This is a genomic window from Haloarcula sp. 1CSR25-25 (assembly GCF_032027985.1).
GTDB lineage: Archaea > Halobacteriota > Halobacteria > Halobacteriales > Haloarculaceae > Haloarcula.
On sequence record NZ_JAHYBW010000003.1, the window covers coordinates 500,166 to 526,386 of the forward strand.

Consider the following 26,221-nt stretch of genomic DNA (forward strand, 5'->3'; position numbering starts at 1 on the left):
GACCACGCAGTTTCTGGATTCCCTCTTGCGGGTTCTGCATACCACCACCCTGTCAATCTTCAATTGTAGGGCTACGACCCACATCAGAGTTCATTATGGCGACCACGTAGCCTGTACTATGGTCATCTCGACGGACCCCGCCTGGGGTGACGCCGTAGACCAGTTCGTCCAGGAGTACGAGAACGCGATCGTATACGCCGACATCGACCAGGAGACGGTTCTGCACGAGGGACAGGTCCGCGTGCTCGCAAACGGCTGGGTCGAACTCCCGACAGAGCGACTCCTCTCGCCAGATGCAGTCCACCACATCGATACACAGACCGGCTAGGGTTTGGGACGGCTTCGCTGGCAAAGTTACACGGTCAGGCGGCCTGCAGCGCGAGCAGAACAGTCCGCGAGCGAATGAGTCCAGGAGACAGTCAGGGCAGGCGCGTTACTGCCATTCGATCCGGCAGTCTTCGTTGCAAAAGTGGGCTGTTTCGACGCTGTCGTCCTCTATCCACGTGATAACGCGGTGTGTCACTTCGTTGGCAATAGCGGCACCGCATGTAGCACACTCCGGTGCCTCGTCCTCGTCGATGTCCTCGTGGTGATCTGATGTCGGGTCGACCATCTTAGTTGAGAGTTGCTTTCACGCCACTTAATCCCACATACTTGCACTGTACGTCACGATCCTACACGCTTGTCTGAATGGTAACAGAAGGGCAGCTACCCGGACGAAAGCAGAACAGACACTCGCCGGAGAGGGCCCCGTTACCGGTCCCGCGTGACGGACTCGCCGGGAGTGGTCGTCGCCCCCGACGAGAGGACGACGCCGGCGTTCAGACTCGTGTTGATCGCCGTCTTCGCGCCGTCGCCCGCGACGACACCGAACTTCCGCCGACCCGTCGAGACGCGGTCGCCTTTCACCGTCATCCGGACCGGGTCGCCGTCGTGTCGGAGGTTCGCCACCTGGGTACCCGCGCCGAAGTTGACTTCGCGGCCGATGACGCTGTCGCCGACATACGACACGTGGGGCACGTTCGAGCCGGCCATCAGCACCGTGTTCTTGAGTTCCACCCCGTGGCCGACGTGGGTGTCCTCGCCCAGGAGGGTCGCCCCGCGGACGTAGGCGTTCGGGCCCACGTGTGCGCCCGAGCGGACCAGCGCCGGCCCCTCGATGACGACGCCGGGTTCGACGACCGCGCCGTCCTCGACGACGACCTCGCCGCGCAGGTCGGCGTCGCCCCGGACCTCGCCGTCGAGTCGCCGGTCCAGCTGGCCCAGTTTCCACTCGTTGGCCGCAAGCAGTTCCCAGGGCCGGCCAACGTCGAGCCAGCGGTCTACCTCGACGGCGGTGACCGTCGACTCCGCGATGACTCTCGCGAGCACGTCCGTGATTTCGCGCTCCCCGCGGTCGCTGAGGGGCACGTCCAGCCAGTCCCTCGCTACCGCCGGGAAGACGTAGGCCCCGGCGTTGGCCAGGTCCGTCGGCGGGTCGGCCGGCTTCTCGACGATGCCGGTGACGACGTCGCCCTCGGTCGACAACACGCCGTAGCTCGTCGGGTCGTCGACGCGGTAGGCCGCGACTGACGGCGCGGCGGTAAAGAGGCCGCTGAGACTCTCGGCGTCGTAGAGGTTGTCGCCGTTGAGCACCGCAAAGGGCCCGTCGAGGTGTTCTCTCGCGGCGGCCACCGCGTCCGCGGTCCCCTGTTGCTCCTCCTGGACAGCGAAGGAGACCGGGACGCCGTTGTACTCCTCGCCGAAGTACGACCGGACCGCCTCGGCCTCGTAGCCGACGACGAAGACGAGTTCGTCGGCGCCCGCCTCGATGGCCGTGTCCGCGGTGTGTGCCACCAGCGGCCGGTCCGCGACCTGGAGCATCGGCTTCGGCGTGTGGTCTGTCAACGGCCGCATGCGCGTCCCCTGCCCCGCCGCGAGTACGACTGCTTGCATGGTCGACCCGTTGCCCGGCCCGGAAAAAATACCTACCGCTGTCGATTCGTCAGGCTGGAATGCGGAATAGTCTCCGTTTACTTTTTAATGACGTGAAAGTTAACTGAACTATGGATTTGGGTCTCCGCGAAAACGGGGTGGGGGAACGTCCCGTACGCGCTGTTTCAGCTGTCGTACTGGCTCTGGTAATTGTTGCAGTAGTTGTCAGCGTTAGCTTCGGCTGGGTCGGCTCGCCGGGAGGCGAGGGGGTAAACGGCCCGGAGGCCGGAACCGAGTCCGGCGCCCTGGCCACCGCGGAAGGTACCGATACAGGTGGAGACGGCGCGACGACCCGCGAGACGGTCCACATCGCGGGGAATCAGCAGTTCTGTCGTTACCAGGTCCCCGAGCGCCAGGAGCCTGATTACACCGTGTCACCCGAAGACGGTTCCTCGGGACTCCAGGAAGCGATAGACAGCGCGGGCCCGGGCGACCTGATCTATCTCGAAGGCGGGACCTACGAGATGGACTCGAAGCTTTCGATAGACGGGGACGGCTCGGAAGGGAACAGGATTACGCTGGCCGGCAAGCCGGGAGAGCGGCCGGTGCTCGACTACTCGCAGCTGTCGGCACCGAATTCGAGCGACCCGGAGTTCGACTTCGGCTCCGCAGTCGAGGTCGACGGGGACTACTGGACGATACGGAACATCGAGGTGAAAGGGAGCCCCGGGTTCGGCATCCGGGCGCGCGGCGGCGAGAATCACCTGGTGTTCGAGAACGTGGAGGCCCACAACAACGCACTGACCGGACTGGCCCTGATCGAGAGCTCCCACAACGAGATCAGGCATTCCAGCTTCCATCACAACTACGACGCGCGGAACGCCGGCGAGCACGCGGACGGGGTCGGCATCAAGCAGGGCCCTGACCCGGAGGGCAAGACCGCCAACGAGAATCTGCTGTACTGCACGGACATGTACCTGAACTCCGACGACGGCTTCGACGCCTACCGGTCGAACGACAACGACATCTTCTACAACAGGGCCTGGGAGAACGGGAAGATAAACGAAACCGAACTCGCGGAGTCCGGTAACGGAAACGGGTTCAAGTTCGGCCCGTACAACGCAGGTGGCCATCTCGTGGTCGGGAACCTGGCGTGGAGCAACGAGCGGAAGGAGGAGGGAGAGCACGCGAAGGCGACGGGGTTCGACTACAACGGTGCGGAAAAGCCCATCATTCTGTATCACAACACGGCCTGGGACAACGACATGGGCTTCAACTTCCAGAACGAAGGCGCTGTCCTGATAAACAACCTCGCGGTCGGAAACGAGATCGAAAGCAACCTGTGGACGAGCTACCCGGAGGAGTTCAACGTCTTCACGACGGCAGAGGACCGAATCACCTTCCGGAGCACCGATCCGGAGGACCCGGACTTCCTGATGCCGGTATCCGGGTCCGAGGCGATAGACGCGGGGCAGTCCATCGAGTCAGTGGACTGGGCCATAGCGGGGACGGGGCCGGATATCGGCGCGGTGGAGTTCCGCAACGAAACGGCTCGCGCTGCCGAAAACCGGAACGCTGCATCCGATATCGAATCTGCGAACGGCGACACGTCGTAAGCGTCCGATCTGAGAACAGCGGTCGCTCACGGGTATGTGCGCGACAGTAATGTGCTCGGTCAGGGATTTGAACCCTGGTCCTCGGCTCGAAAGGCCAAGATGATTGGCCGGACTACACCAACCGAGCGTACTCTGGCGTTTCGGGTGCTGGGATTTAATCCCATCGAAATAGACGCTACCTGGGGATGCGTACCACTCACAGAGATATACTGACGTGATGACAGGTGACGCCACACTTTATTCGGCCGACCGACTGTCCCCTGATATGTCGGTCAATTCGTTCATCAAGAGCAACTTTCTGGCCGGGCTCGTTCTCGTCGGGCCACTCGTGGCGACCATCGCCATCGTCCGCATCGTGCTTGGCTGGATCGGTGGGTTCCTCGACCCGCTCATCCGTGGAACGCGGCTGGCGACGCTGACCGCGAACAACGTCCTGCTCGCCCAGTTGCTGACGCTCTCGGTTCTGGTCGCACTCATCACGGTTCTGGGCTACATCGCACAGCGGAGTCTCGGCCGGCGCCTCTTCGGAAAGACCGGACAACTGGTCACGTTCGTGCCCGTCATCCGGACCATCTACGGGAGCATCCGCCAGATGACCACCTCTGTGGTCAATCGACAGTCGGACTTCGAGTCCGTCGTGTACGTGGAGTACCCCCGGGAAGGCATCTTCCAATTGGGGCTCAAAACCGGGACGAGCCCCGCGGACGTCTCCGAGGCGGCCGGCGAACGCGCGTCGAGCGTGTTCGTTCCCGGGAGTCCCAACCCAACGCAGGGAATGCTCGTGATGGTTCCAGAGAGCCAGACCTACGAGTCCGACCTCAGTGTCCGGGCGGCCATCCGGCTGCTGATGACGACCGGGATGAGCCACTCCGACGACGTCATCCAGCTCGATGACACCGAGGTCGGCGGCGGAGCGGCCGACCACTAGGGAGTCGTCCCGGCAGTGACGCCGACCGAGGTCTGAGCGCCTACTTCCCTTCGAAGTTCGGCTCCCCGTCGCCCATGAACGCGTTGATGCCCTCCATCACGTCGTCCGTGCCGATGAGGTGGCCGAAGGCCTGCGCTTCGACTTCGAGGCCGGCGTCGATGTCGTCGCGGCCGGCCAGCATCGCGCGCTTTGTCAGCTTCTGGGCGACCGGCGGGCCGGCGGCCATGTCCGTGGCCAGTTCGAGCGCCCGCTCGTGGAGGGCGTCGTTGTCGACGACCTCGTTGATGAAGCCGTACTCGGCCAGTTCCGCGGCGTCGTAGCGCTCGGCGGTGAAGATGATCTCCTTGGCGCGGCCCTCGCCGACAATCCGGGCGAGTCGCTGGGTGCCGCCCCAGCCCGGCAGCAGGCCGAGGTTGTGTTCGGGCTGACCGAGTTCGGAGCGCTCCGAGGCCACGCGAAGGTCGGCACAGGTCGCCAGTTCCATTCCGCCGCCCAGCGCGTAACCGTCGATGCCGGCCACGACAGGCATCGAGCACTCCTCGAGCTTACCGAACGTCTCCTGGCCCTTGCGGGAGAGGTCGATGGCCTCCAGTGGCGTCGCGTTCGAGGCCATCGACTGCACGTCGGCCCCGGCCGAAAAGGCCTTGTCGCCGGCCCCGGTCAGCAGGATGGCGCGCACCTCGTCGTCGTCCTCGAGCAGGTCGACGGCGTCGGCGAGGTCGTCCATCAGTTCGGGGCTGACGGTGTTCATCCGGTGGGGGCGGTCGAGTTCGATGTGGCCGACCATCTCACCGGGGTACTCGACGTTGACGGTGTCGAACTCCGCGGCGCCCTCGTCCTCGCTGCCGTAGAAACCCCCGTCTTCAGCGGCTTCGCGAAGCCCGTCGGAGACAGCGTAGCGCGCCGCGCCGGTCTCCTCGTGGGTCGTCTCGAGCGTGTCGACGAGCGTCTCAATCCCGGTCTTGTCGGCCATCTTCGCGGGACCGTCGGGGAAGCCGCCGCCGAGCTTGACGGCCTGGTCGATGTCCGCGACCGGTGCCACGTCGTTCTCGACGAGCTTGCCCACCTCGTTTGCCATCACGGCGACGAGGCGGTGCTCGACGTCTTCGCGGCCGGCGTCGGTCGGGATGTCGGCGCCCCCGTTCTCGTAGTCGTAGAACCCTTTGCCGGTCTTCTTGCCGAGCTCCTCGTTCTCGACTTTCGATTCGAGCAGGGGACAGGGGGCGTACGGCTCGCCCAGCACTTCGTGCATGTACTCGAGGACGTGCAGGCCGACGTCGTTGCCGACCTGGTCTGAGAGTTCGAACGAGCCCATCGGCAGGCCCATGTCGAACTTCGTCGTCGAGTCGACTTCGGCGATGGTCGCCTCCTCGCCGTGGACGAGCCAGGCGGCCTCGTTCATCAGCGGGACGAGAATACGGTTGACGATGAACCCCGGCGAGTCCTTGCGGACCCGGACCGGCGTCTTGCCGAAGTCCTCGGCGAGGGCCTCGATGGCCTCCAGCGTTTCCTCGCTGGAGTGGGCCCCGGAGATGACCTCGACCAGCTGCATCCGCACCGGCGGATTGAAGAAATGCATCCCACAGAACTGTTCGGGCCGTTCGGTCACTTCCGACAGCTCCGTGATAGAGAGGCTGGACGTGTTCGTGGCGAAGACGGCGTCTTCGGGCGCGTACTCCTCGACCTCCGTGTACACGTCCTTCTTGATCTCCATCTTCTCGGGGACGGCCTCGATGACCACGTCGACGTCGGTGACGGCTTCTTCGACATCGACCAGCGGCGTCACGCGGTCCAGTGCCGCGTCGGCCTCGTCCTGGCTGAGCTGGTCTTTCTCGGCCAGCTTGTTGAGCGACCACTCGATGTTGTCGTAGCCGTCCTGGACGAACTCGTCTTTGATGTCCCGCATGCGCACGTCGTAACCCGCGAGCGCGGCCACTTCTGTGATTCCATGGCCCATATTCCCGGCACCGAGCACGGCGATAGTGTCAATATCCTCGAAATCCATGACGTATCGTTCCACTGCCGGCCGACGCTTCAACGTTTCTCTCGAAAGCAAACCACTCTTCAGTTTATTTCGGATTACGAACCATTAATGCTTTCCACGTCAACACACCGCACATGGACTTCGGACTGACCGACGAGCAACGACAGATACAGGACGAGATCGCTCGGTTCGCCGAGAACGAAATCAGGCCGGTCGCCACCGAGTACGACACGGAAGAGAAGTTCCCCCGCGAAATCGTCGAGAAGGCCGCGGAGATGGGCCTGACAGGAGCGAACATCCCGCTCGAGTACGGCGGCGCGGGCTATGACACGCTGACCAACGCCGTCATCGCCGAGGAGCTGTTCGCGGCCGACCCCGGTATCGGCCTGAGCATCCAGTCGGCGGCGTTCGGTGCCGACGCCCTCATCGGGTTCGGCTCCGAGGCCCAGAAGGAGGAGTACCTGGAACCCGTGGCGACCGGCGACGCCATCATGGGCACGGCCATCTCGGAGCCGGATACGGGGTCCGATGTGTCCTCAGTGTCGACACAGGCGCGCAAGGACGGCGACGAGTGGGTCATCAACGGTACCAAGATGTGGATTACCAACGGGACGGTGGGGGACTACTTCGTCGTGCTCTGTCAGACCGACCCCGACGCCGAGGGGCGGTACAACGGCTTCTCCCAGATTCTCGTCGAGGCCGACCGCGACGGGTTCGAGGCCGAGAAGATAACGGGGAAACTTGGCATCCGCGCGTCGGACACCGCGGAACTCCTCCTCGATGACGTGCGCGTCCCCGAAGAGAACCTCATCGGCACGCGCGGGGCGGGGTTCCTCCAGATAATGCAGTTCTTCGACGAGACCCGGACCGGCGTGGCCGCACAGGGCGTGGGCATCGCCCGCGGGGCCGCCGAGCGAGCCCTCGAGTACGCCCAGGACCGCGAGCAGTTCGGGCAGTCGATCTCGGAGTTCCAGGCCATCCAGCACAAGCTCGCCGAGATGTTCACCGAGATCGAGGCGGCCCGCCAGCTCACGTACAAGTCCGCCTGGAGCGTCGACAACGCCGACGACCAGCTCACCCAGCTGGCCTCGATGGCCAAGGAGAAGGCCTCCCGCGTCGCCGTCGAGACAGCCGACGAGGCCGTCCAGATCCACGGCGGCGCCGGCTACGTCAACGACTTCGACGTCGAGCGGTTCTACCGCGACGCCAAGATCACCCAGATCTACGAGGGGACGACCGAGATCCAGAAGAACATCATCGCCAGAGAGCTCCTCGGCAAAGGGATGACCTGAGCGGTCCCGGTGTGCAGAGCCTCTCGCCGGGAGAACGCCTCGGTCGGCGCTGGCGCCGTCGACGACGTGGCCCGGAGATGTCGGTGGTCAGCAACACGCTAACGCCCGTCAGCCCCGCTGATGGCGCCTCTCCCGACCCCGTCATCGCCGACGGACACGTTCTTTTCCGTCGAGGCGGTACCACAGAGTCATGAGCAATTCGCCACACGAGGCGCTGCGCGCAGACCCCGACATCGGGCCGCTCGTCGAGACACACGGCGAACTTACGCTCGACCCGGCCTCGGACCTCTTCGAGCGCCTCGTCGTCTCGATTCTCCGCCAGCAGGTATCGATGGCATCGGCCGCCGCGACGCGGGACCGCCTGTTCGACGCCGTCACCGTGACGCCGGTGGGAATCAGGGATGCTGACGACGATGTCCTCCGGGACGCCGGCCTCTCTAGGCAGAAGACCCGCTACGTCAACGAGGTCGCCGACGCGTTTCTGGAACACGACTACTCGTTTGAATCGTTCGAGGACGCCTCCGACGAGGAGATTCACGGGGAACTGACCGCTATCACGGGCGTCGGCGACTGGACCGCGAACATGCAACTCCTGTTCGCGTTCGGCCGCGAGGACGTGTTCCCGGTCGGAGACCTCGGAATTCGCAAGGGATTCCAGGCCGTCGTCGGTGAGGGGTACAGCCGCGCGGAGATGCGTGAATACGCCGAGCGGTGGTCGCCGTATCGCAGTTACGCGAGCCTGTATCTGTGGCGGGCCAGCGAGGACATCGCCGAGAGCGTCGCGGAAGTGCGCGAGGACTGACTGCGCCGCCGATATCTGTTACTCCTCGCTCTGTTCCTCTTCCTCAGTTTCGACCTCGGACTCGTCGTCCGCTCGCCGGGTCACGTCGACCTGGTAGTGTTTGAGGATGTCCCGGCCCAGCAACAGCGGGTAGTCCATGTGCCCGCGGTCTTCGACGCTGGCCGTGACGGTGTGCTGGGTCCCGCCGACGCCGACGACGAGGTCGACGACCGGACGCGAACGGCCGGACTTGACGCTCCCGGACTTGATTTTGACGATGTCGAGTATCGGCCCCGTCCCGATTTCCGCGGCGAGTTTGGCGTCGATGCTGGTCCGGGTCGCGCCGGTGTCGGACTTCGCGAGGACGGACTTGGTCCCCTGCGTTCCGGTGACGACGACTTCCTCGATGTAGCCGACGACGACGTTCTCCTGTGCTTTCGGCTGCGGTTTCTTCGGCGTACACGCGGGCCTGGAATCGTCGAGCCGGTCGGAGAGCCGCTCGACCGTCGCTTCGTCGACGCTCCCGCCGGCCCGCTCGATGGCGAGCTGGGCGATATAGGGCGCGGGGCTGACGCCGCTGGCCTTGAACAGGCCACGGAATCCGGCAGTGGGGTTCACTTCGAGCACGTAGTAGCCGTCCTCGCTCTGGACGATGTCGACGCCGGCGTAGTCCAGGCCGATAGCGTCGACCGAATCGAGCGCGATCTCCCTGACGCGCTCGGGGAGTTCGCCCGTCATGTCCTCGACCTCGCCGCCGAGCGCAACGTTCGTCCGCCACTCGCCCTCGGGCGCGTAGCGGTTCATCGCGCCGACGATCTGGTCGCCGACGACGTAGACGCGGAGGTCGTGGTGGCGCTGCTTGTCGTGTTCCATGTACTCCTGTAGGAACGCGTAGCGGCCCCCGACCTGGGCGTTGACCTGGTTCTCCAGGTCGACCATCCACGTCCCGCCGCCGTGGGTTCCGATGGCCGTCTTGTACACTGCGCGGTCTCCGAAGCGGTCCCGTTCCTCGTTCAGCAGCTCGTTCGACAGCGCGAGCAGGGCGTCCGGGACCGGGACGCCGGCGTCGGCCAGCGCGGCGGCGCTGGCGAACTTGTGCAGGGCCGTTGTCGCCGCCATCGGCTCGTTCAGCGTCGGTGCGAGCCGACTGATAGTCATCCCCAGCCCGATTCCTTCCGCGGGGTGTTCGTCGCTGGAGAGCAACAGTCGGTTCGCGACGACGTCGACGGACGGTTCGAGCGTCATCTCACCGTCGGTAACGCTGATTGCGGTGTTTTCGTTGCGAAGCCACTCCGTGTCATAGCCCATCTCGTCGACAGCGTTCAGGATGGCCTTCGACTCCTTGCTGGAGTGGAGGCTGAGAACGCCGACTGTGATGTCTTTCTCGCTCATGCTGTCGCCTTCTGACGGGTCCAGTATAGATGTACGGATGTGGCACGCGGCGCGGCCCCACCACAGTGCCCCGTTGCCGGAGGGATTATACCCGCCGCCTCTCGTTGTGATTGCATGGACGAGGCCAGGCCGTTCACCTACGACGGTGGGATCGTTGCGCCGGGAGAGACCCGCAACGTTCGCTACACGGTCAGCGAGACGTATCTGGGTGACGCCGTCCGGCTGCCGGTCACCATCGTCAACGGGGAGCGACCTGGACCGACAGTGTTTCTCACCGCAGCGGCACACGGCGACGAACTCAACGGCATCGAGGTCGTTCGGGAGGTCGCACAGGAGTGGGACCACGAAGGGCTGGCGGGGACGCTGATCTGTCTGCCGGTGCTGAACGTCCCGGCGTTTCTGGCACAGGAGCGGTATCTGCCCATCTACGACCGCGACCTGAACCGCTCGTTCCCCGGCGACCCCGAATCGACGAGCGCGAAACGGATGGCCCACGAAATATTCCGGAACTTCCTGGCCCCGTGTGACGTCGGGCTCGACTTCCATACGTCCACGCGCGGACGGACGAACATGCTCCACGTCCGCGCGGACATGGGTGACAAGGCGGTCGCGCGGGTCGCCAACGCCTTCGCGTCGAACGTCATCATCTCCTCGGAAGGCCCCTCGGGGTCGCTCCGGCGTGAGTTGAGCGATTCGGGCGTCCCGACCATAACGATAGAGATGGGTGAGGCCCACCGGTTCCAGCGGCCGCTCATCGACTCGGCACTGGAGAGCGTGCGGTCGGTGCTCGCAGAGTTCGGTCTCCTGGACTCCGAGGTCGTCCAGTGGCCCGGCTGGCGGACGGTCATCGACGATACCGGCGAGAAGACCTGGATCCGCGCGGACTCGGGCGGGCTGGTCGATATGCACTACGACCGCGGCGACCTGGTGTACGAGGACGACGTGATCTGCACCATCACGAACCCGTTCAAGACGGAGAACACGCTGATGCGTGCGCCGTTTACCGGCCTGCTGGTCGGCATCCTCGAGAACCCGCTCGTGTACCCCGGCAACCCGCTGTGTCACCTGGTCCGACTCGACGACCGGACACAGCGAGCTATCGAGTGGGACCGGCGGCCGGACGACGACGATTGGTGACGACGGAGTAGTCAATTGACGAACGTCTTCGGGCGGGATTCCGACGATACGCGTCCGCTGTAGAAACTACTATCTGTCCCCGGACTAACCCCCCTTTGTATGAGTCAGTCTTACAATCGCGGCACCGTCGAGGATTTCGGACGGTGGCGGGAGTTCACGGCCGGGATGTGGGCCTGGATCTTCCACAAGTTCACCGGCTGGGTTCTCGTGGGCTACCTGTTCACCCACATCGCGGTGCTGAGCACTTCGGTCGGCGTCGATCCGGCGAGCGCACAGGCAGGCAGCGACCTCTACACCAGCACACTCAGCGGCCTCGAATCGCTGCTGATCGTCCGGTTCCTCGAAGTCGGTCTGCTGGCCGTCGCTGTCTTCCACATTCTCAATGGGATTCGGCTGCTGATGGTTGACCTCGGCGTGGGTCTGGAATCACAGGACAAGAGCTTCTACGCGTCGCTCCTGTTGACGGGCGCAATCGTCGTCGCGAGCGTGCCGACGTTCCTCGGAGGGAAGCTACTGTAATGGCACAGCACTACTCCTCTTTCGACCGGGGCGGGCGTCGCTGGCTGTTCCAGCGCCTGACAGCGGTGTTCCTGATCGGCGTGCTCGCGTTCCACTTCATGCTGTTGCACTTCGTCAACCACGCCGCGGACATCACGTTCCTGGGCACGCAGGCCCGGATGAGCCAGGTCAGCTACTTCGCGACGATGTGGCTGTTCCTCGTGACCGCGACGTTCCACGGCGTCAACGGCGTGTACAACGCGCTGGTCAACCAGGGACTCACCGGCTCCCAGAAGAACGCAGTCAAGTACATGCTCGGCGTCGCCGGCCTCCTGCTCGTCGTGCAGGGGACCCGCGTGTCGCTGGCCATGACGACCCTCGTCTAAACTATGAGTACGCAAATCGAACAACAGGAAACCGAGACGGAAGCCGACGAAGAGACAGAGCCCGAGGTCGAGTCCCCGGGTGACCGTCGGCGCGCACAGCGAGACGAACGACAGGCACAGGAGAAGGCCCAGCGGGAAATCGAGGAGGAGACGCTCGACGACGAGGACACGATTACGCTGAAAGTGTTCCGCTACGACCCCGAAATCGAGGGGAAGAAGGAACCACGCTTCGACGATTTCCGCGTCCCGTTCCACAAGGGAATGACCATCCTGGATGCGCTCATCTACGCACGGGACCACTACGACTCCTCGCTGACTTTCCGACACTCCTGTCGGCAGGCCGTCTGCGGGTCCGACGCGCTGTTTGTCAACGGGCGACAGCGCCTCGGCTGTAAGACACAGATATCCGAGCTGGAAGACCCCGTCCGCATCGAGCCGCTGCCCCACCAGGAAGTGGTGAAGGACCTCGTCGTCGACATGGAGCACTTCTACGACCAGATGGAGGCCGTCGAGCCGTACTTCGACGCCGACGAGACCCCGGACGACAAGCTCGAAGAACAGCGCCAGACCCGGGAGAACCGCGAGAAGGTCAAGATGTCCACGCGGTGTATCTGGTGTGGCGCGTGCATGTCCTCGTGTAACATCGCCGCCGGCGACAACGAGTACCTCGGCCCCGCGGCCATCAACAAGGCCTACCGGTTCGCGATGGACGAGCGCGAGGGCGAGGACCGCAAGCAGGAGCGCCTGCGCATCATCGAACAGGAACACGGCGTCTGGCGCTGCCAGACGCAGTTCTCCTGTACCGAAGTGTGTCCGAAGGACATCCCGCTGACCGAACACATCCAGGAACTGAAGCGGGAAGCGGTCAAGAACAACCTCAAGTTCTGGTGAGTTTCGGGTAGTCTACCCGATACGCGTACGTCTGCCGGACTCGACTTCTGACGACATGTAACCGGTGTCGTAGGGTCGAACGGACCGATGACGGGTGTATGGCTGTGGCCGCGGGTGCCGATGTGGTGATGACCAACCAGTGGGCCGGCCGCGGTTGTGATACGCTGAACGTGACGTTCGGTCCGATCATCCGGATCCGGACGTTTGTGGTGTCGAAACAGTAGACGTGGATATAGCAGGCTATAGCTATCAGAAATCTGGTGATTCTGTCTTACCGCTACGCCCTGATCAGAGAAATCCACATTTCGAGACAGTTTAGTGACAGTATGGTCCGAATTGGGAGAGTGTGAAGGGACCTGCAATCCAGTTGGTCAAAACGAATTTTCAGTTGCTCATCGTTTTCTGAGTCGGAGGGTCACTCCATGCGAACTGACCGCGCACAACGGCCCAGGAGAACAGGACAATGACCGACGACGGACAGCAACTCAGTAGGCGGAGCGTTCTGACTGCAGGTGGTGCAGCACTCGGCGGCCTCACACTCGGCGGGGCATCGGTCGCCGCCCAGTCCGACAACGACAACGGAAACGGCGCCCGTTCGTACCGCGTCACGATAACGAATCTCACGCCGGGACAGCCGTTCACGCCGCCGGCAGTCGCGCTGCACCGACCCAGCGTGGAGGTGTTCGCCGTCGGTAACGAGGCCAACGAGCCCACGCAACAGATCGCCGAGAACGGCAACCTCGGTCCCCTACTCGAACTCATCGAGGAAACGGACGCGATTCGAGCATCAGCGGCCGGCGAAAGCCCTCTCGTCCCGAAGGACGACCCCGGCGACACGGGCCTGCCGTACTACCAAGAGCTCCACCTCGAAGCGGACGCCAGCGCGCGGTATCTGACGTTCATCAGCATGCTCATCGCGACCAACGACGGCTTCGTCGGCCTCGATACCGTCCCGCTGCCGCGAGAGACCAACAGTTCGGTGACCTACTACGCGAACGGCTACGACGCCGGCACTGAACAGAACACCGAGCTGTTCGAGGACCTCGTCCCGCCGGCGAAGACGCTGATTCTCGGCGGCGAGCCCGAGGGGACGGACGAGAGCGACCCCGATATCGCCGAGGATGGGGTCATCACGCCACACCCAGGCATCAAGGGGGTCGGGAATCTCCCGCCGTCGGTGTATGACTGGGACGAACCGGCCGCAGTCTTACAGGTCGAGCAGCTCTGAACTACCACGCGCAGGCCAAGTGTTTCCCCGATACACGCAGACGGAGTAACTGAGGTGTCCGAACACAGAGCGGAACGCACCCGGACGGGTCCGAAACGCAGGCGAAGAACCGACGTGTGGTTGTCGCTTCTGTTAGGGTGGTGGCACCTCTAGTAAGGTTGTCGCCGCCACGGTATCTCGCTGGAGTTCAGGTCCCACGTCGCGGCGGCCGGGTGCCGCCACCGTTTAGTCGCCACCGGCGGCCCACGGCGACAGAATCGCGGTCACGGCCTCGTTCATCGGGACGTCGACGCCCACGTCCTCGGCGTGGCGGACCACCGAGCCGTTGAGCGCGTCGAGTTCCATCGGCTTGTTGTGGGTCAGATCGTAGTGCAGCGAGGAGTACATCTCCGGGTCGAAGTCCTGGGCAAACGCCAGCCACTCCGAGACGGTGTCGTCGGGCAGTGCCACGCCCTCCGCTCGGCCGACGGCACACACTTCCTCGATGAGCCGGCGGTACATCGCCCATGTCGCCTCGTTTTCCCGGAGGTCGCCGACCGGCCGTCTGGTCGCCGCTGTCATCCCCGCGTGGGCGCAGATGAAGGCGAACTTCCGCCACAGTTCGACGCGGATGTCGTCGGCGAGCACCGCGTCGACGCCCTCACAGGCCGAGAGCGCGTCGTCGAGCGACTCGATTCGCTCCGTCCGCCGACCGTCGAGTTCGCCGTAGACGAACCGGGCCGGCCCGCCGGTGTGCTCGACGACGCCGGGGTCCTTGATGGTCGAGAAGATGTAGGCCACGCCGCCGACCACGTGGGACGCGTCTATCGTCTCGGCCAGCCACGCCTCGTTGTCGACGCCGTTCTGGAAGGAGACGACGGCGGTTCCCTCGCTGAGCAGCGGGGCCATGTCCGCGGCGGCCGCGCGCGTGTCGTTTGACTTCACACAGAGCAGGACCACGTCGCAGGCGCCGACTTCGACCGGGTCGTCGGTCGCGGGGAGGTCGACCGTCGTATCGCCGTGGATACTCTCGACCCGGAGCCCGTCAGACTGTAACGCGGCCAGGTGTGCTCCACGGGCGAGGAGGTGGACCTCGTGGCCAGCGTCGGCGAGTCGTGCGCCGAGGTAGCCGCCGATACCGCCAGCGCCGAAGACGCAGAGTTTCATACGCCGTGTAGCTACAACGAACCGGGTCAAATGGGTTTGGGAGGGCTACGGACCCCAACGCAGAACCGCGGCTCAGGTATCGCGACAGACGAACTCGAAGCGCGCACCACCGCTTTCACTGTCAGTCGCGATGACGTCCCAGTTGTGTGAGTCGGCGATCTGTTCGACGATACAGAGCCCGAATCCGGTCCCCTCCTCCGCCGTCGAGTAGCCGGGTTCGAACAGGTCCGCAGTGCCGTCGACGAATCCGGCCCCGTCGTCCTCGACGTAGAACCCCCACGACTCCGTCCCGACGGTGACTGTCACGTCGTCGCCGCCGTGTTCGATAGCGTTCCGAAAGAGGTTCTCCAGCAGTTCCAGCATCGCGCCCTCGTCGGCTCTGACGGTGCCCTCGACGTCTGTTTCCAGCGTCGCATCATGCGTGTCCACCATCGACCAGGCCCGTTTTGAGAGGATGTCGAGGTCGACCGCTTCGACCTCCTCTGGGTCGACGCCCTGCTTGGCGAGTACGAGCAAGTCGTCGATGAGCGTGTACATCCGGTCGATGCTCCGTTCGGCACGCTCGAAGTGCTCTGCTGCGCCGGTCTCGCGAGCGAGTTCGAGCGAACCGTCGAGGACGTCCAGCGGGTTCCGTAGGTCGTGACTAATCGCGTCCGAGAACCGTTCGAGGCGTTGGTTCTGTCGCTGGAGCTCCTGTTCGCGTCGTTTCCGCTCGGAGATGTCGCGGGTCGTCACGACGACGTGGTCTTCGAGCGGACCAGTCGCGACCTGCTGGCCGCGGGACTCCGCCCAGATCCAGTCGCCGTCGGCGTGGCGGTACCGGTGTTCGATGACGGCGACGTATCCCGGTTCGTCTATCATCCGGCCGAACTCCTCGAGCGCGACCGAGAGGTCGTCCGGGTGGACGTACTCGAAGAGATCCGAGTCTTGCATCTCGTCCTGGTCGTAGCCGAGGACGCGCTCGACGGACGGACTGATGTAGTCGACGTTGCCTTGCTCGTCGAAGACAGTGAGCACGTCGGAGGTGTGCGTGACGAACTGGTGAAACCGGGCCTCGAAGCGTGGCCGGTCACTGACATCGCGGGAGGTGAACACCCGGTGATCACGGTCCGTCTCGGTGGCCGTGGAGACGATGGTTTCGAGCCAGACCCAGTCGCCGTCGACGTTGCGAAACCGGTACTCGGTCCCGTTGTCCTCCCGTTCGCGCGCAAGTGTGGCCAGAACCCGGTCCGAGTCCTCTGGGTGGACGAGGTCCAGCCAGTTCGTGCCGACGAGGGAGTCCACGTCGTACCCGAGCACGCGTTCGATAGCCGGGCTGACAAACTGTATCGTCAGGTCGTTATCGGTGACTGTCAGTACCGACGGTGCATCGGCTAACACCGCTTTGAAGTCGTCGGTAGTCGTGAGATACTGATCTGCCATCGGGGTTGAGGCGGGTCGGCGCCCGTAGGGATACCATCGGTAGTGACTGGTATCAGTAGTTGGTTACTAAATATTCACAGCGCGTGATATAGTTCCACCGGATAGGACAAAAATTCTTTCTCTCTGATAGGATATCCCGGTGCAGGAACGGGCATAGCCCACCGATGACGTAGCGGCCGGTAACGCAACAGGGAGGCTTAAGTTCGGCTAATCCTAAGCCGAAACCACGTCGAGAGACTCTCTCACAATGTACGAACACGATGTCATCGTGGTCGGCGCGGGTGGCGCTGGCCTCAGAGCGGCGATTGCAGCGGACGAAGAGGGTGCAGACGTGGCCCTCGTGACCAAGCTCCATCCGGTCCGGAGCCACACAGGTGCCGCGGAGGGGGGAATCAACGCCGCACTCCAGGAAGGGGACTCCTGGGACCTCCACGCTTACGACACGATGAAGGGGTCTGACTACCTCGGCGACGCCCCCGCCATCGACACCTTCGCCAAAGACGCCCCGGAAGAGGTCATCCAGCTCGAACACTGGGGCATGCCCTTCTCACGTGAGGACGACGGCCGCGTCTCCCAGCGCCCGTTCGGCGGTCTCTCCTATCCGCGGACGACGTACGCGGGCGCCGAAACCGGCCACCACCTGCTGCACACGATGTACGAGCAGGCGGTCAAGCGCGGCATCGAAGTGTACGACGAGTGGTACGTGACCCAGCTGGCGGTCACCGACCACGACGACCCAGAGGACCGCATCTGTCACGGCTGTGTCGCCTACGACATCAAGTCCGGCGAGATACAGGGCTTCCGGGCCAACAACGGCGTGATTCTCGCGACTGGCGGGCTTGGGCAGGCGTTCGACCACACGACGAACGCCGTCGCCAACACCGGTGACGGCTGTGCGATGGCCTACCGCGCCGGCGTCCCGATGGAGGACATGGAGATGATCCAGTTCCACCCGACCACGCTCCCGTCGACGGGGGTCCTCATCTCGGAGGGTGTTCGTGGCGAGGGCGGTATCCTCTACAACGACGACGAGGAGCGGTTCATGTTCGAGCACGGCTACGCCAACAACGAGGGGGAACTGGCCTCCCGCGACGTTGTCGCCCGTGCCGAACTGACTGAGGTCAACGAGGGCCGCGGCGTCGAGGACGAGTACGTCGACCTCGACATGCGCCACCTCGGCGAGGAACGCATCATCGACCGCCTCGAGAACATCCTCCACCTCGCCGAGGACTTCGAGGGCGTCGACGGCCTCGACGAACCGATGCCGGTCAAGCCCGGTCAGCACTACGCCATGGGTGGCGTCGAGTGCGACGAGAACGGCGAGACGTGCATCGACGGACTCTACGCGGCCGGCGAGACCGCGTGTGTCTCGCTCCACGGTGCGAACCGACTGGGCGGCAACGCCCTGCCGGAACTGCTCGTGTTCGGTGCCCGCGCCGGCCACCACGCCGCCGGCAAGGACATGAAGACCGCAGAAATCCAGACCGGCCCATCCGCCAAGAGCGAGCCCGGTGACGTGCAGCCGCCGGTCGAACCCGGCGCAATCGACGCCAGCAGCGACGACGTGGCCGCCGACGGGGCGGCGGTCGAACCAGAGGCGGTCCTCGAAAGCACTGTCGAGCGTGAACGTCAGCGCGTCGAGGAACTCATCGAGTCCGACGGCATCAACCACGCCGAAGTCCGTGCGGACGTCCAAGAGACGATGACGGAGAACGTCAACGTGTTCCGGACGGAGGGCGGCCTGGAGAAGGCCCTCCGTGACCTCCGGACAGCGCGCAAGGAGTACGGGAACGTCGCCGTCGAAGACCCCTCGCGCACCTACAACACGGACCTCATCCACACTATCGAGACCCGCAACATCCTCGACGTGGCCGAGGCCATCACGCTCGGCGCGCTCGCTCGCGAGGAGTTCCGCGGCGCACACTGGCGTGCGGAGCACCAGGAACGCAAAGACGACGAGTGGATAAAGCACACGATGCTGGCCTGGAACGAGGGGCAGCCGGAGCTGTACTACAAGCCAGTCATCCTCGAGGGCGACGAGGAGACCTACGAGCCGAAGGTCCGGTCGTACTGACGACCTGCCCACCGGCTGCCGGAACTGTTTCTGCGAGTGTCAGGGTGCGCCGACGAGGACGAACGTGCTCTCGGTATCCCCGTTGTGAATTGTTCGCTCCGCCTCCGGCGGGAGTCTGATCGCATCGCCCGCAGCCATAGCTACCGCTTCGCCGTCAACCTCGACGGTCGCGGCTCCCTCGACCAGGACGTACACCTCTTCGTGTCCCTCGTCGGCGTGGTCGTGTGGTTTGCCGGTCCAGCCGGCGTCACAGTCCAGCACAGTGACGCCCACCTGCTCGCACTCCAGGGGGTCCCGGAGGAAGTGCATCGCATCGGCGACCGGTTCCACATCGGTGTAATTGACTTTCGTGTAGCTCACGTGCGCCGCTGTCGCCGCCCAGCAGCAAATAAGTTGTTGTGAATCCGAAAGGATATTGCCCTGGATGCGACGGTCGGGCCTGCTTCCGGCATCGCTACCGATTCGGGACATCCGGGGTCGACTATCCCCAGTTCGATGCCGAGGGTACTGGGTGCGCAAACACCCGGAATCATCACTTACTTGGTTGTCAGGACCGTATCGAAGGTAGCTTGGAAGGGTGGCTCAGTGGTAGAGCGCTACCGACCAACATGCCAGAATCGGTTGGTGGTTACCCCGCAAAGGGCTCCGCGTGGTTCGACTCCCGCCCCTTCCATCGTCTTCTGTTTCGCCAGTAGCAAACGCAATCGGCTTCGGCGGTGACACGCCGGACGGTCGCGTCTAACGGGTCGACTGACCCGGACCGACGCCGGGCCCGGAACTCAGCCCCGGCTGTAGGGCCATCGGGTACCGGAGACCGTCGCTGTCGGAGCCGACGCCTCGCAGGAAGTGGAAAGGTAAGGAATGTGGGGGGTGGGGGTGGGGGGTGGTGCGGCACCAGTACGGTGCCTATCTAAGCCATGGCGAGAGAGGATATAAAAAACCAGCGCTACGATTATCACATTCGATATTTTTACCCGTAGCAATCAGGGTTCCCCACGCTGGTCCGGTAGAACGCAGCCGAAGAAACGGCAACGAGCCGCTTCAGCCCAGGCAGTTACTTGTGCGTAAACAGCACGACGTTCTCGTCGTTGATAGTGGTACAGAGGTCCATCTCGAAATCGAGGTTGAGGGAGGTGAACTCCTGCTTGCAGACGACCATGTCGTCGAAGGGCTCTTGGCAGGACGGACAGGCCACGGCCGTCGTGTTCTGATAGGAAGCGATCGCCTCGTTGTCCTCGCGCGGCGTCAACGACGAGAGCAGCTCGTCAAAATCGTCCATGTTCGGGCAACCGGGGGCGGGCGGCATAAATCATACGCCGCCCGGGCACCAAGGTATTAAACTCGAGTTGTCCTAATACAAGCACAATGACTTCACCCGGTCGCGGAACGCGCTTCGCACTCGTCGCAGGAACCACGGAGACCGCGGGTCGAGCAGGGATCAGCGCCGCCGGAGCCGATCCCGAGCTGATGCCGGTGACGCCCGCGGCGGACGCGGAATTGGTGACCTACGGCAGTCCGGTCCGGACGGGCGTGACACCAGTCAGCCCCAGCGGCTGTCCGACGCCGGCGCTGGTGACACGGGCCGTCCGGGAAGTGCTGGGGGTCGACGTCACAGTCGTCGACGGCGGACTTGCCGAGAAGACCGCGGCGCCGACAGTCTCCGTCGGCGCACGCCCGGGCAGGGACATCGCGGAGCAGGACCCGGTGCCGACGGCCCACGGGGCGTTCGCGGCCGCCCGACAGTTCGGCCACGCGCTCCCGGCCGACGAGCTGTATCTGGGCGAGACCATCCCCGGCGGGACGACGACGGCGCTGGGCGTCCTTCGTGCGCTGGGCGAGACGGGGATGGTCTCCTCGTCCCTTCCGGAGAATCCTACAGAACAGAAAGAGAAGCTGGTCGCCGAGGGGCTCCGGGCCAGTTCGCTAGCGCCGGGCGACGCCGCAGGCGAACCGAAACGAGCGGTCCGCCGGATGGGTGACCCCGTCCTGGCAACGCTCGCCGGCCTGGCCGCGGGGGCCGTCGAGAGCGACACCGCCGTGACGCTGGCCGGCGGCAGCCAGTGCGTCGCCGTCGCCGCCTTGGTCCGCCACGGCGGCTACGAGGGGCCACTCGGGCTCGCCACGACGAGCTACGTGGCTGCCGACGAGAGCGCCGACGTGCGGGAATCGGCGGACCGACTCGACCTCGACCTGACGGTGACGGACCCCGGCTTCGACCGGGGCGACCACGTCGCGATGGAACGGTTCGTCGCCGGCGAGGCCAAGGAGGGAGTGGGCATGGGCGGCGCGCTGGCGCTCGCAGACCGCGCCGGCATCCCGATGGCGGAGGTCCGGGACCGGTTCGCGACCATTTACGACGAGCTCATCGGCGAGGCGGCCACAGCGACGGCCGGGGAGGGGCCGTGACGATGGAGGGAGTCGTCCTCGCCGGCACGAGCTCCGGTGTCGGCAAGACCGTCGCGACGCTTGCGACCCTGACAGTGCTCGAAGACGCCGGATATCAGCCCCAACCGGCCAAGGCGGGCCCGGACTTCATCGACCCGAGCCACCACGAGGCGCTCGTCGACACGCCCTCGCGGACGCTCGACCCCTGGCTCGCGGGCGAGGACGGAATGTGTCGCACCTACTGGCGCGGCACGGGTGACATCTGCATCGTGGAGGGCGTGATGGGCCTCTACGACGGGAGCAAGACGTCGACGGCGGCGGTCGCCGAGGGGTTGGACCTCCCGGTCGTCCTGGTCGTGGACGCGAAGGCGGGCATGGAGAGCGTCGCCGCGACGGCGCTCGGGTTCGCGCAGTACGCCGACCGCATCGGGGTGGACATCGACGTGGCCGGCATCCTCGCACAGCGTGCTCACGGTGGCCGACACGCCGACGGTATCAGAGACGCACTCCCGGAGGACCTCGCCTACTTCGGCCGGATTCCGCCGATGTCGGACCTGGAGATTCCCGACCGCCACCTCGGGTTGCATATGGGCTCTGAGGCCGGCCTCGACCGCGACGCGCTCGAAACGGCGGCAGAGACCATCGATGTCGAGCGGTTGGTCGACGCGACACGGGCACCGCCGAGGGTTGCGCCGGCGGAGACAGACAATGACGGCTCGGCGGCCGACCGCCGGGTCGCCGTCGCACAGGACGGCGCGTTCTGTTTCACCTACCCCTCGGTGCTCGAACGGCTCCGGTCCGAGGCGACCGTCGAGCCCTTCTCGCCGGTCGCCGGCGACCCGGTGCCCGACGCCGACGCGATATATCTGCCCGGCGGCTATCCGGAGCTCCACGGGCAGGCGCTCGAAACCGGCGGGACGCTCGATGAGATAGCCGCCCGTGGAGCTGACGGCGTCCCCATCTACGGCGAGTGTGGTGGTCTGATGGCGCTGTCCCAATCACTGACGACGACCGACGGCGACACCTACGAGATGGCCGGGGTCCTCCCAGCGGACATCGAGATGCGGGACCGGTACCAGGCGCTCGACCACGTGGAACTCAGCGCGCGGTCGGACACCGTTACGGCCGCGTCGGGGGCGCACCTCCGCGGGCACGAGTTCCACTACTCGGCCGCAGACCTCGACGCCGACGCGTCGTTGGCCTTCGACGTGGTCCGCGGCGACGGCATCGACGGTGAACGGGACGGTCTCACCGAGTACAACACCGTCGGCACGTATTGCCACTGCCACGGCGAGAGTGGTGCCTTCGACCGTCTGCTCGCAGTGCCTTCGAAGTGACGCTGGAAGGAACTGCAGTCAGACGCGCGGCTGACCGCCCGCAACCTTTTTTTCGACAGACAGCATCGTTCTGATAATGAACGAGTTGCGCGACCTGCTCGGAGACCTGGTCGCAGACGTCGACTCCGTGTTCCTGTTTTCCCCGAACGCGTCGTTTTTCGAGGAGTTCGACGACGTCGACGAGGAGATTATCGTCGTCGGCCCGGAGAACACCCTCGATGCGGAGCCGTTCGTCGAACTGCCGATCGCTTTCACCGACCTCGAAGGCCGCCTTCGCTTCGGTATCGAGGGCGCGCTGGAGCAGGGCATCGTCGACGAGGGCGACGAGGTGCTCTGTGTGACCGAAGTGCTGGATGGCGCACAGAACACACTCGTGCGGGTCCAGACCAACAACTTCTCTCCCTCCGGCGTGTACGACATGTTCGTCAACTCCAGGGCGGACGCGAGCGTCGTCCGCGACGTCTTCGAGGTCGCCATCGAACTGGGGAAGAAAGGGCAGAAGGGCAAGCCCGTCGGCGCTCTGTTCGTCGTTGGCGACGCCGGCAAGGTGATGAACAAGTCCCGGCCGCTGTCGTACAACCCCTTCGAGAAGTCCCACGTCCACGTGGGCGACCCCATCGTCAACGTGATGCTCAAGGAGTTCTCGCGGCTCGACGGCGCGTTCGTCATCTCCGACGCCGGCAAGATCGTCTCCGCGTACCGGTATCTCGAACCCTCCGCGGAGGGAGTCGACATCCCCAAGGGGCTCGGAGCCAGGCACATGGCGGCCGGCGCAATCACCCGTGACACCACCGCGACGGCCATCGTTCTCTCGGAGAGCGACGGACTGGTACGGGCGTTCAAAGGCGGGGAGCTGGTCCTCGAAATCGACCCCGAGGAGTACTGAGGATGCAGTTCGGCTACGACTGGGCGACCATCATACGGCGGGTGTTCTCGCCACAGGGGACGTTCATCTTTTCGCTCGTGGTACTGGCTGTGGGCATCGTTCTGGGCTATCTGGTCTGGCGCTCGTCCAGGCGGTTCATGCGCGAACTCGGTGTGCCCGAAGCGGTCGAGGGCACGCCCTTCGAGCGGACGGCGAGGGGACTCGGAACGTCGACCGTCGGCATCGTCTCGAACCTGGCGGCGCTTTTCATCTACATCACGACGGTCACTGCCGTCCTCAACATCGCACAACTGACCGACCCGGAACTGTACTGGGCCCGCTTCACGTCGTTCCTGCCCGACCTGTTTATCGCCCTCTTTGCCGTCATCATCGGCCTCATCGCGGGCGATAAGGCCAAGCTCGTCGTCTCCGAGCGACTGCGCAGCGTCAAGATGCCCGAGGCGACGGTCCTGCCCGAGCTCGTCAAGTACAGCATCTTCTATCTCGCGGTGCTCATCGCACTCGGGCAGCTGGGGGTCGAAACCCTGGCCCTGCTCATCCTACTCGGAGCGTACGCGTTCGGGCTGGTGTTCGTCTGCGGGCTGGCACTGAAAGACATCCTGCAGGCCGGTGCGGCCGGTATCTACCTCCTCCTGACAGAGCCATACAGCATCGGCGACGAGGTCGTCATCGGCGACAAGAGCGGCATCGTTCAGGAGGTTGACATCCTCGTGACGCGCATCGAGAGCGACGGCGAGGAGTACATCATCCCGAACAAGCGCGTGTTCAACGCGGGTATCGTCCGCATCCGGAGCTAGGCGGGGTCATGTCTCTCGGCCGCATCCGGAGCTGAGCGGCGCTACGCCTGTTCGGTCGCCGCTTCGTCCGAACCGAGCGGTTCGGCCGGGACGCCAGCGACAGTCGTCTCCGGGGGGACGTCTCTATCAACGAGCGAGTTCGCAGCGACCTGTGCGCCCGCACCGATTTCGACGCCGGGGAGGACCACCGCGCCCGCACCGATCATCGCCCGTTCGCCGACGACCACCTCGCCGGTCCGGTACTCGTCCTGCAGGAACTCGTGACACAGCAGCGTCGCGTCGTAGCCGATGATGGCGTGGTCCTCGACGGTTATGAGTTCGGGCCAGAACACGTCGGGCGTCGACTCCAGCCCCCATGCGACGCCGTCGCCGACGGTGACGCCGAGCCGGGCCAGCAGCCAGTTCTTCAGCCGAAGGCTCGGCGAGATGCGACAGACGAGAATGACGACGTAGTTCACCATCACCCGGAGCGGGTGTTTGGCGTCCGGCCACGGGAACAGCGAGTTGTGCGGGCCGGGCGTCGGGTGCTGGGTCAGCCGGTCGTGTCGTGGGCCACTCACGTCCGTCGTGTACGGGGCCGCGGTAATCAAACCCGTCGGCTCGGCGGCAGTCACCGCGTCCAGAACGTCGGCGTCAGCATCACCATCACTGGGACAATCTCGATGCGGCCGACCCACATCAGCAGGACCATCATCAGCTTGCTCGACCGGGCGAATCCCTCGTAGGTCCCGTAGGGGCCGGCCCGTCCGAATGCCGGCCCGATGTTGAAGAACATCGATGCAGCCGCGCTGAGCGCTTCGAACTCGGTTATCGGCACACCGGACAGCTCGCTGTCCACGACGAGCAAGAGCGTGCCGAAGATAAAGAACACCAGCGCCACCAGCGTGTAGGCGTACACGTCCCGGACGGTGGCTTCGCTCACGGCCTCGTCCCCCAGTCGGACCGGCCGGACGCTCTGGCGGTGGGCCGAGACGTTCAGGTCCCGCCAGAACGACTTGGTGACGATGAGCCAGCGCAGCGTCTTGACCGAGCAGGTCGTGCTCCCGGCCATCCCGCCGATGAACATCATCACGAAGAGGAGGTTCTTCGCCCCGGCCGACCAGGCGTTGAAGTCCGTCGAGGCGTAGCCGGTCGTCGTGACGATAGCGGCGGTCTGGAAGACGGCGTGACGAATCGACGCCCCGACACCGCCTGGAACGCCCTGGTCGAGGAGGAGCAACGTAGTCACCAGCAGGGAGCCGACCCCGAGAATACCCAGGTAGAAGTGGAACTCCTCGCTGTCCCGGAGCCGGTCGGTATCGCCCCGAATGAGGGCGTACAGCAGGACGAAGTTCGTCGCACCGACAATCATGAACAGCGTCACCGCCCACTGGACGGCCGGCGAGAACGCGCCGATGCTCTCGGCCCGCGGGGAGAACCCCGCCGTCGCGATAGCGGTGAAGGCGTGGGCAATCGCGTCGAAAAGCGTCATCTCCGGTGCGAGACCGCTCGTACCCAGGCCGAAGAGAATCAGCGCCGCCACCGCTGTCAGCGCCAGATACAGCGAGCCGAGGATGCGCGCCGTGTCCTCGATACCGGGAGTGAGCTTCGTGACGTTCTCTGTCCGCGTCTCCGTCTCCATGAGCTGTGCACCAGCGACGGAGAGCCGCGAGAGAACCGCCGTCGCGAGCAAAAGCACCCCAAGTCCGCCGAGCCACTGGAGGACCTGCCGCCACATCAGCAGCGCCTGCGAGTGGACGTCGAAGTCCCGGATGACAGTCGCACCCGTGGTCGTGATGCCGCTCATGCCCTCGAACAGGGCATTGACGGGGCTGGCGAACACGCCGGTTCCCTCGATGTACAGCGGTATTGCCCCGACAACGGCGATGGAAAGCCAGGCCAGCGACACCGTTAGAAACGCCTCGCGGTCGTGTATGCGGTCACGGCGCAGACGGGTGAGCGCCGTGCCGACGCCGAGAGTAATCGCTATCGTGACCAGATACGGGAGCGGCGACTCGCCGTAGATGACAGCGACGACGGTGGGAATCACCAGCGGGACGGCCAGCCACTGCAGTATCGCGCCGAGAACGTTCAGCGACGATCGCACGTCGACGGTGGTCAGCGCCACCGTGACTCACCATCCGTGGC

Annotated in this window: 25 protein-coding genes and 2 tRNA genes; 16 read left to right on the forward strand and 11 right to left on the reverse strand. The window is 64.7% G+C overall.

Annotated features, from left to right (window positions below; all coding sequences use genetic code 11):
* The first annotated feature begins 118 nt into the window (after nucleotides 1-118).
* Nucleotides 119-328 carry a hypothetical protein gene (locus KZ498_RS12205; protein ID WP_312619163.1) on the forward strand — a complete coding sequence of 70 codons (210 nt, stop codon included), beginning with the start codon at nucleotides 119-121 and terminating at the stop codon, nucleotides 326-328.
* Nucleotides 329-433: 105 nt separating this feature from the next.
* On the opposite strand, the gene KZ498_RS12210 is transcribed toward KZ498_RS12205, so the two are convergent.
* The gene (locus tag KZ498_RS12210; protein ID WP_312619164.1) at nucleotides 434-613 is read right to left on the reverse strand and encodes a hypothetical protein; all 180 of its coding nucleotides are present in this window, start codon (nucleotides 611-613) and stop codon (nucleotides 434-436) included.
* 140 nt (nucleotides 614-753) lie between these two features.
* Nucleotides 754-1,935 carry a bifunctional sugar-1-phosphate nucleotidylyltransferase/acetyltransferase gene (gene glmU, locus KZ498_RS12215; protein WP_312619165.1) on the reverse strand — a complete coding sequence of 394 codons (1,182 nt, stop codon included), beginning with the start codon at nucleotides 1,933-1,935 and terminating at the stop codon, nucleotides 754-756.
* A gap of 110 nt (nucleotides 1,936-2,045) precedes the next feature.
* Between glmU and KZ498_RS12220 the strand changes: the two genes are divergently transcribed.
* Complete coding sequence (locus tag KZ498_RS12220; RefSeq protein ID WP_312619166.1) at nucleotides 2,046-3,530, forward strand: right-handed parallel beta-helix repeat-containing protein; 1,485 nt, start codon at nucleotides 2,046-2,048, stop codon at nucleotides 3,528-3,530.
* 52 nt (nucleotides 3,531-3,582) lie between these two features.
* Here KZ498_RS12220 and KZ498_RS12225 read toward each other — a convergent pair.
* Nucleotides 3,583-3,657, reverse strand: a tRNA-Glu gene (locus KZ498_RS12225).
* A gap of 138 nt (nucleotides 3,658-3,795) precedes the next feature.
* On the opposite strand from KZ498_RS12225, the gene KZ498_RS12230 reads away from it, so the two are divergent.
* Entirely contained in the window at nucleotides 3,796-4,458 is a 663-nt protein-coding gene (locus KZ498_RS12230) for a DUF502 domain-containing protein (RefSeq protein ID WP_312619167.1), read from the forward strand.
* 40 nt (nucleotides 4,459-4,498) lie between these two features.
* Here KZ498_RS12230 and KZ498_RS12235 read toward each other — a convergent pair whose 3' ends face one another.
* A complete protein-coding gene (locus KZ498_RS12235) occupies nucleotides 4,499-6,463 on the reverse strand; it encodes a 3-hydroxyacyl-CoA dehydrogenase NAD-binding domain-containing protein (RefSeq protein ID WP_312619168.1) in 1,965 nt (654 codons plus the stop codon).
* A gap of 113 nt (nucleotides 6,464-6,576) precedes the next feature.
* On the opposite strand from KZ498_RS12235, the gene KZ498_RS12240 reads away from it, so the two are divergent.
* A complete protein-coding gene (locus KZ498_RS12240; RefSeq protein ID WP_312619169.1) occupies nucleotides 6,577-7,734 on the forward strand; it encodes an acyl-CoA dehydrogenase family protein in 1,158 nt (385 codons plus the stop codon).
* Nucleotides 7,735-7,924: 190 nt separating this feature from the next.
* Nucleotides 7,925-8,536, forward strand: a complete 612-nt coding sequence (locus KZ498_RS12245; RefSeq protein WP_312619170.1) for a DNA-3-methyladenine glycosylase 2 family protein — start codon at nucleotides 7,925-7,927, stop codon at nucleotides 8,534-8,536.
* Nucleotides 8,537-8,554: 18 nt separating this feature from the next.
* On the opposite strand, the gene KZ498_RS12250 is transcribed toward KZ498_RS12245, so the two are convergent.
* On the reverse strand, nucleotides 8,555-9,907 hold the full coding sequence (locus KZ498_RS12250; protein WP_312619172.1) for a RimK family alpha-L-glutamate ligase: 1,353 nt from the start codon (nucleotides 9,905-9,907) through the stop codon (nucleotides 8,555-8,557).
* Nucleotides 9,908-10,021: 114 nt separating this feature from the next.
* Between KZ498_RS12250 and KZ498_RS12255 the strand changes: the two genes are divergently transcribed.
* The 5 genes from KZ498_RS12255 (at nucleotide 10,022) to KZ498_RS12275 (ending at nucleotide 14,047) form a co-directional block, all read left to right on the forward strand.
* Nucleotides 10,022-11,044, forward strand: coding sequence for a succinylglutamate desuccinylase/aspartoacylase family protein (locus tag KZ498_RS12255; protein WP_312619173.1), 1,023 nt, complete (start codon nucleotides 10,022-10,024; stop codon nucleotides 11,042-11,044).
* Nucleotides 11,045-11,143: 99 nt separating this feature from the next.
* Nucleotides 11,144-11,563, forward strand: coding sequence for a succinate dehydrogenase, cytochrome b556 subunit (sdhC, locus tag KZ498_RS12260; protein WP_004516516.1), 420 nt, complete (start codon nucleotides 11,144-11,146; stop codon nucleotides 11,561-11,563).
* Nucleotides 11,563-11,928 (forward strand): succinate dehydrogenase hydrophobic membrane anchor subunit, encoded by a 366-nt coding sequence (locus KZ498_RS12265; protein WP_312619175.1) that lies wholly within the window; start codon nucleotides 11,563-11,565, stop codon nucleotides 11,926-11,928. Before sdhC ends, KZ498_RS12265 begins: the two co-directional genes overlap by 1 nt.
* 3 nt (nucleotides 11,929-11,931) lie before the next feature.
* On the forward strand, nucleotides 11,932-12,819 hold the full coding sequence (locus KZ498_RS12270) for a succinate dehydrogenase/fumarate reductase iron-sulfur subunit (RefSeq protein WP_312619176.1): 888 nt from the start codon (nucleotides 11,932-11,934) through the stop codon (nucleotides 12,817-12,819).
* A gap of 463 nt (nucleotides 12,820-13,282) precedes the next feature.
* Nucleotides 13,283-14,047 carry a spondin domain-containing protein gene (locus tag KZ498_RS12275; RefSeq protein ID WP_312619177.1) on the forward strand — a complete coding sequence of 255 codons (765 nt, stop codon included), beginning with the start codon at nucleotides 13,283-13,285 and terminating at the stop codon, nucleotides 14,045-14,047.
* 225 nt (nucleotides 14,048-14,272) lie between these two features.
* On the opposite strand, the gene KZ498_RS12280 is transcribed toward KZ498_RS12275, so the two are convergent.
* Nucleotides 14,273-15,193, reverse strand: coding sequence for a 2-dehydropantoate 2-reductase (locus tag KZ498_RS12280; protein WP_312619179.1), 921 nt, complete (start codon nucleotides 15,191-15,193; stop codon nucleotides 14,273-14,275).
* A gap of 72 nt (nucleotides 15,194-15,265) precedes the next feature.
* Nucleotides 15,266-16,615, reverse strand: a complete 1,350-nt coding sequence (locus KZ498_RS12285) for a PAS domain S-box protein (RefSeq protein ID WP_312619181.1) — start codon at nucleotides 16,613-16,615, stop codon at nucleotides 15,266-15,268.
* 247 nt (nucleotides 16,616-16,862) lie between these two features.
* Here KZ498_RS12285 and KZ498_RS12290 point away from each other — a divergent pair, with 247 nt between their 5' ends.
* Nucleotides 16,863-18,689, forward strand: coding sequence for an FAD-binding protein (locus tag KZ498_RS12290; RefSeq protein ID WP_312619183.1), 1,827 nt, complete (start codon nucleotides 16,863-16,865; stop codon nucleotides 18,687-18,689).
* A gap of 39 nt (nucleotides 18,690-18,728) precedes the next feature.
* Here the strand turns inward: KZ498_RS12290 and KZ498_RS12295 are convergent, their stop codons facing one another.
* Nucleotides 18,729-19,049 (reverse strand): cupin domain-containing protein, encoded by a 321-nt coding sequence (locus tag KZ498_RS12295; RefSeq protein ID WP_312619184.1) that lies wholly within the window; start codon nucleotides 19,047-19,049, stop codon nucleotides 18,729-18,731.
* Between the two features lie 211 nt (nucleotides 19,050-19,260).
* Between KZ498_RS12295 and KZ498_RS12300 the strand changes: the two genes are divergently transcribed.
* A tRNA-OTHER gene (locus KZ498_RS12300) sits at nucleotides 19,261-19,362 on the forward strand.
* 381 nt (nucleotides 19,363-19,743) lie between these two features.
* Here KZ498_RS12300 and KZ498_RS12305 read toward each other — a convergent pair.
* Nucleotides 19,744-19,968: a hypothetical protein gene (locus tag KZ498_RS12305; RefSeq protein WP_312619185.1), complete on the reverse strand. Its 225-nt coding sequence runs from the start codon at nucleotides 19,966-19,968 to the stop codon at nucleotides 19,744-19,746.
* An 86-nt stretch (nucleotides 19,969-20,054) separates the two neighbouring features.
* On the opposite strand from KZ498_RS12305, the gene KZ498_RS12310 reads away from it, so the two are divergent.
* From KZ498_RS12310 to KZ498_RS12325, 4 genes are all read left to right on the forward strand, one after another.
* Nucleotides 20,055-21,095 (forward strand): nicotinate-nucleotide--dimethylbenzimidazole phosphoribosyltransferase, encoded by a 1,041-nt coding sequence (locus tag KZ498_RS12310; protein WP_312619186.1) that lies wholly within the window; start codon nucleotides 20,055-20,057, stop codon nucleotides 21,093-21,095.
* A gap of 2 nt (nucleotides 21,096-21,097) precedes the next feature.
* Nucleotides 21,098-22,411, forward strand: coding sequence for a cobyrinic acid a,c-diamide synthase (locus tag KZ498_RS12315; protein ID WP_312619187.1), 1,314 nt, complete (start codon nucleotides 21,098-21,100; stop codon nucleotides 22,409-22,411).
* 76 nt (nucleotides 22,412-22,487) lie between these two features.
* Nucleotides 22,488-23,297 (forward strand): diadenylate cyclase DacZ, encoded by an 810-nt coding sequence (dacZ, locus tag KZ498_RS12320; protein ID WP_312619188.1) that lies wholly within the window; start codon nucleotides 22,488-22,490, stop codon nucleotides 23,295-23,297.
* A gap of 2 nt (nucleotides 23,298-23,299) precedes the next feature.
* On the forward strand, nucleotides 23,300-24,094 hold the full coding sequence (locus KZ498_RS12325; RefSeq protein ID WP_312619189.1) for a mechanosensitive ion channel domain-containing protein: 795 nt from the start codon (nucleotides 23,300-23,302) through the stop codon (nucleotides 24,092-24,094).
* A gap of 41 nt (nucleotides 24,095-24,135) precedes the next feature.
* On the opposite strand, the gene KZ498_RS12330 is transcribed toward KZ498_RS12325, so the two are convergent.
* On the reverse strand, nucleotides 24,136-24,684 hold the full coding sequence (locus tag KZ498_RS12330) for an acyltransferase (protein WP_312619322.1): 549 nt from the start codon (nucleotides 24,682-24,684) through the stop codon (nucleotides 24,136-24,138).
* 20 nt (nucleotides 24,685-24,704) lie between these two features.
* Complete coding sequence (locus KZ498_RS12335) at nucleotides 24,705-26,201, reverse strand: TrkH family potassium uptake protein (protein ID WP_312619190.1); 1,497 nt, start codon at nucleotides 26,199-26,201, stop codon at nucleotides 24,705-24,707.
* Between the last annotated feature and the right edge of the window lie 20 nt (nucleotides 26,202-26,221).

Coding starts and splice junctions, on each gene's coding strand:
- KZ498_RS12205 (WP_312619163.1), top strand. CDS start 119: ATGGTCATCTCGACGGACCCCGCCTGGGGTGACGCCGTAGACCAGTTC.
- KZ498_RS12210 (WP_312619164.1), bottom strand. CDS start 613: ATGGTCGACCCGACATCAGATCACCACGAGGACATCGACGAGGACGAG.
- glmU (WP_312619165.1), bottom strand. CDS start 1,935: ATGCAAGCAGTCGTACTCGCGGCGGGGCAGGGGACGCGCATGCGGCCG.
- KZ498_RS12220 (WP_312619166.1), top strand. CDS start 2,046: ATGGATTTGGGTCTCCGCGAAAACGGGGTGGGGGAACGTCCCGTACGC.
- KZ498_RS12230 (WP_312619167.1), top strand. CDS start 3,796: ATGTCGGTCAATTCGTTCATCAAGAGCAACTTTCTGGCCGGGCTCGTT.
- KZ498_RS12235 (WP_312619168.1), bottom strand. CDS start 6,463: ATGGATTTCGAGGATATTGACACTATCGCCGTGCTCGGTGCCGGGAAT.
- KZ498_RS12240 (WP_312619169.1), top strand. CDS start 6,577: ATGGACTTCGGACTGACCGACGAGCAACGACAGATACAGGACGAGATC.
- KZ498_RS12245 (WP_312619170.1), top strand. CDS start 7,925: ATGAGCAATTCGCCACACGAGGCGCTGCGCGCAGACCCCGACATCGGG.
- KZ498_RS12250 (WP_312619172.1), bottom strand. CDS start 9,907: ATGAGCGAGAAAGACATCACAGTCGGCGTTCTCAGCCTCCACTCCAGC.
- KZ498_RS12255 (WP_312619173.1), top strand. CDS start 10,022: ATGGACGAGGCCAGGCCGTTCACCTACGACGGTGGGATCGTTGCGCCG.
- sdhC (WP_004516516.1), top strand. CDS start 11,144: ATGAGTCAGTCTTACAATCGCGGCACCGTCGAGGATTTCGGACGGTGG.
- KZ498_RS12265 (WP_312619175.1), top strand. CDS start 11,563: ATGGCACAGCACTACTCCTCTTTCGACCGGGGCGGGCGTCGCTGGCTG.
- KZ498_RS12270 (WP_312619176.1), top strand. CDS start 11,932: ATGAGTACGCAAATCGAACAACAGGAAACCGAGACGGAAGCCGACGAA.
- KZ498_RS12275 (WP_312619177.1), top strand. CDS start 13,283: ATGACCGACGACGGACAGCAACTCAGTAGGCGGAGCGTTCTGACTGCA.
- KZ498_RS12280 (WP_312619179.1), bottom strand. CDS start 15,193: ATGAAACTCTGCGTCTTCGGCGCTGGCGGTATCGGCGGCTACCTCGGC.
- KZ498_RS12285 (WP_312619181.1), bottom strand. CDS start 16,615: ATGGCAGATCAGTATCTCACGACTACCGACGACTTCAAAGCGGTGTTA.
- KZ498_RS12290 (WP_312619183.1), top strand. CDS start 16,863: ATGTACGAACACGATGTCATCGTGGTCGGCGCGGGTGGCGCTGGCCTC.
- KZ498_RS12305 (WP_312619185.1), bottom strand. CDS start 19,968: ATGGACGATTTTGACGAGCTGCTCTCGTCGTTGACGCCGCGCGAGGAC.
- KZ498_RS12310 (WP_312619186.1), top strand. CDS start 20,055: ATGACTTCACCCGGTCGCGGAACGCGCTTCGCACTCGTCGCAGGAACC.
- KZ498_RS12315 (WP_312619187.1), top strand. CDS start 21,098: ATGGAGGGAGTCGTCCTCGCCGGCACGAGCTCCGGTGTCGGCAAGACC.
- dacZ (WP_312619188.1), top strand. CDS start 22,488: ATGAACGAGTTGCGCGACCTGCTCGGAGACCTGGTCGCAGACGTCGAC.
- KZ498_RS12325 (WP_312619189.1), top strand. CDS start 23,300: ATGCAGTTCGGCTACGACTGGGCGACCATCATACGGCGGGTGTTCTCG.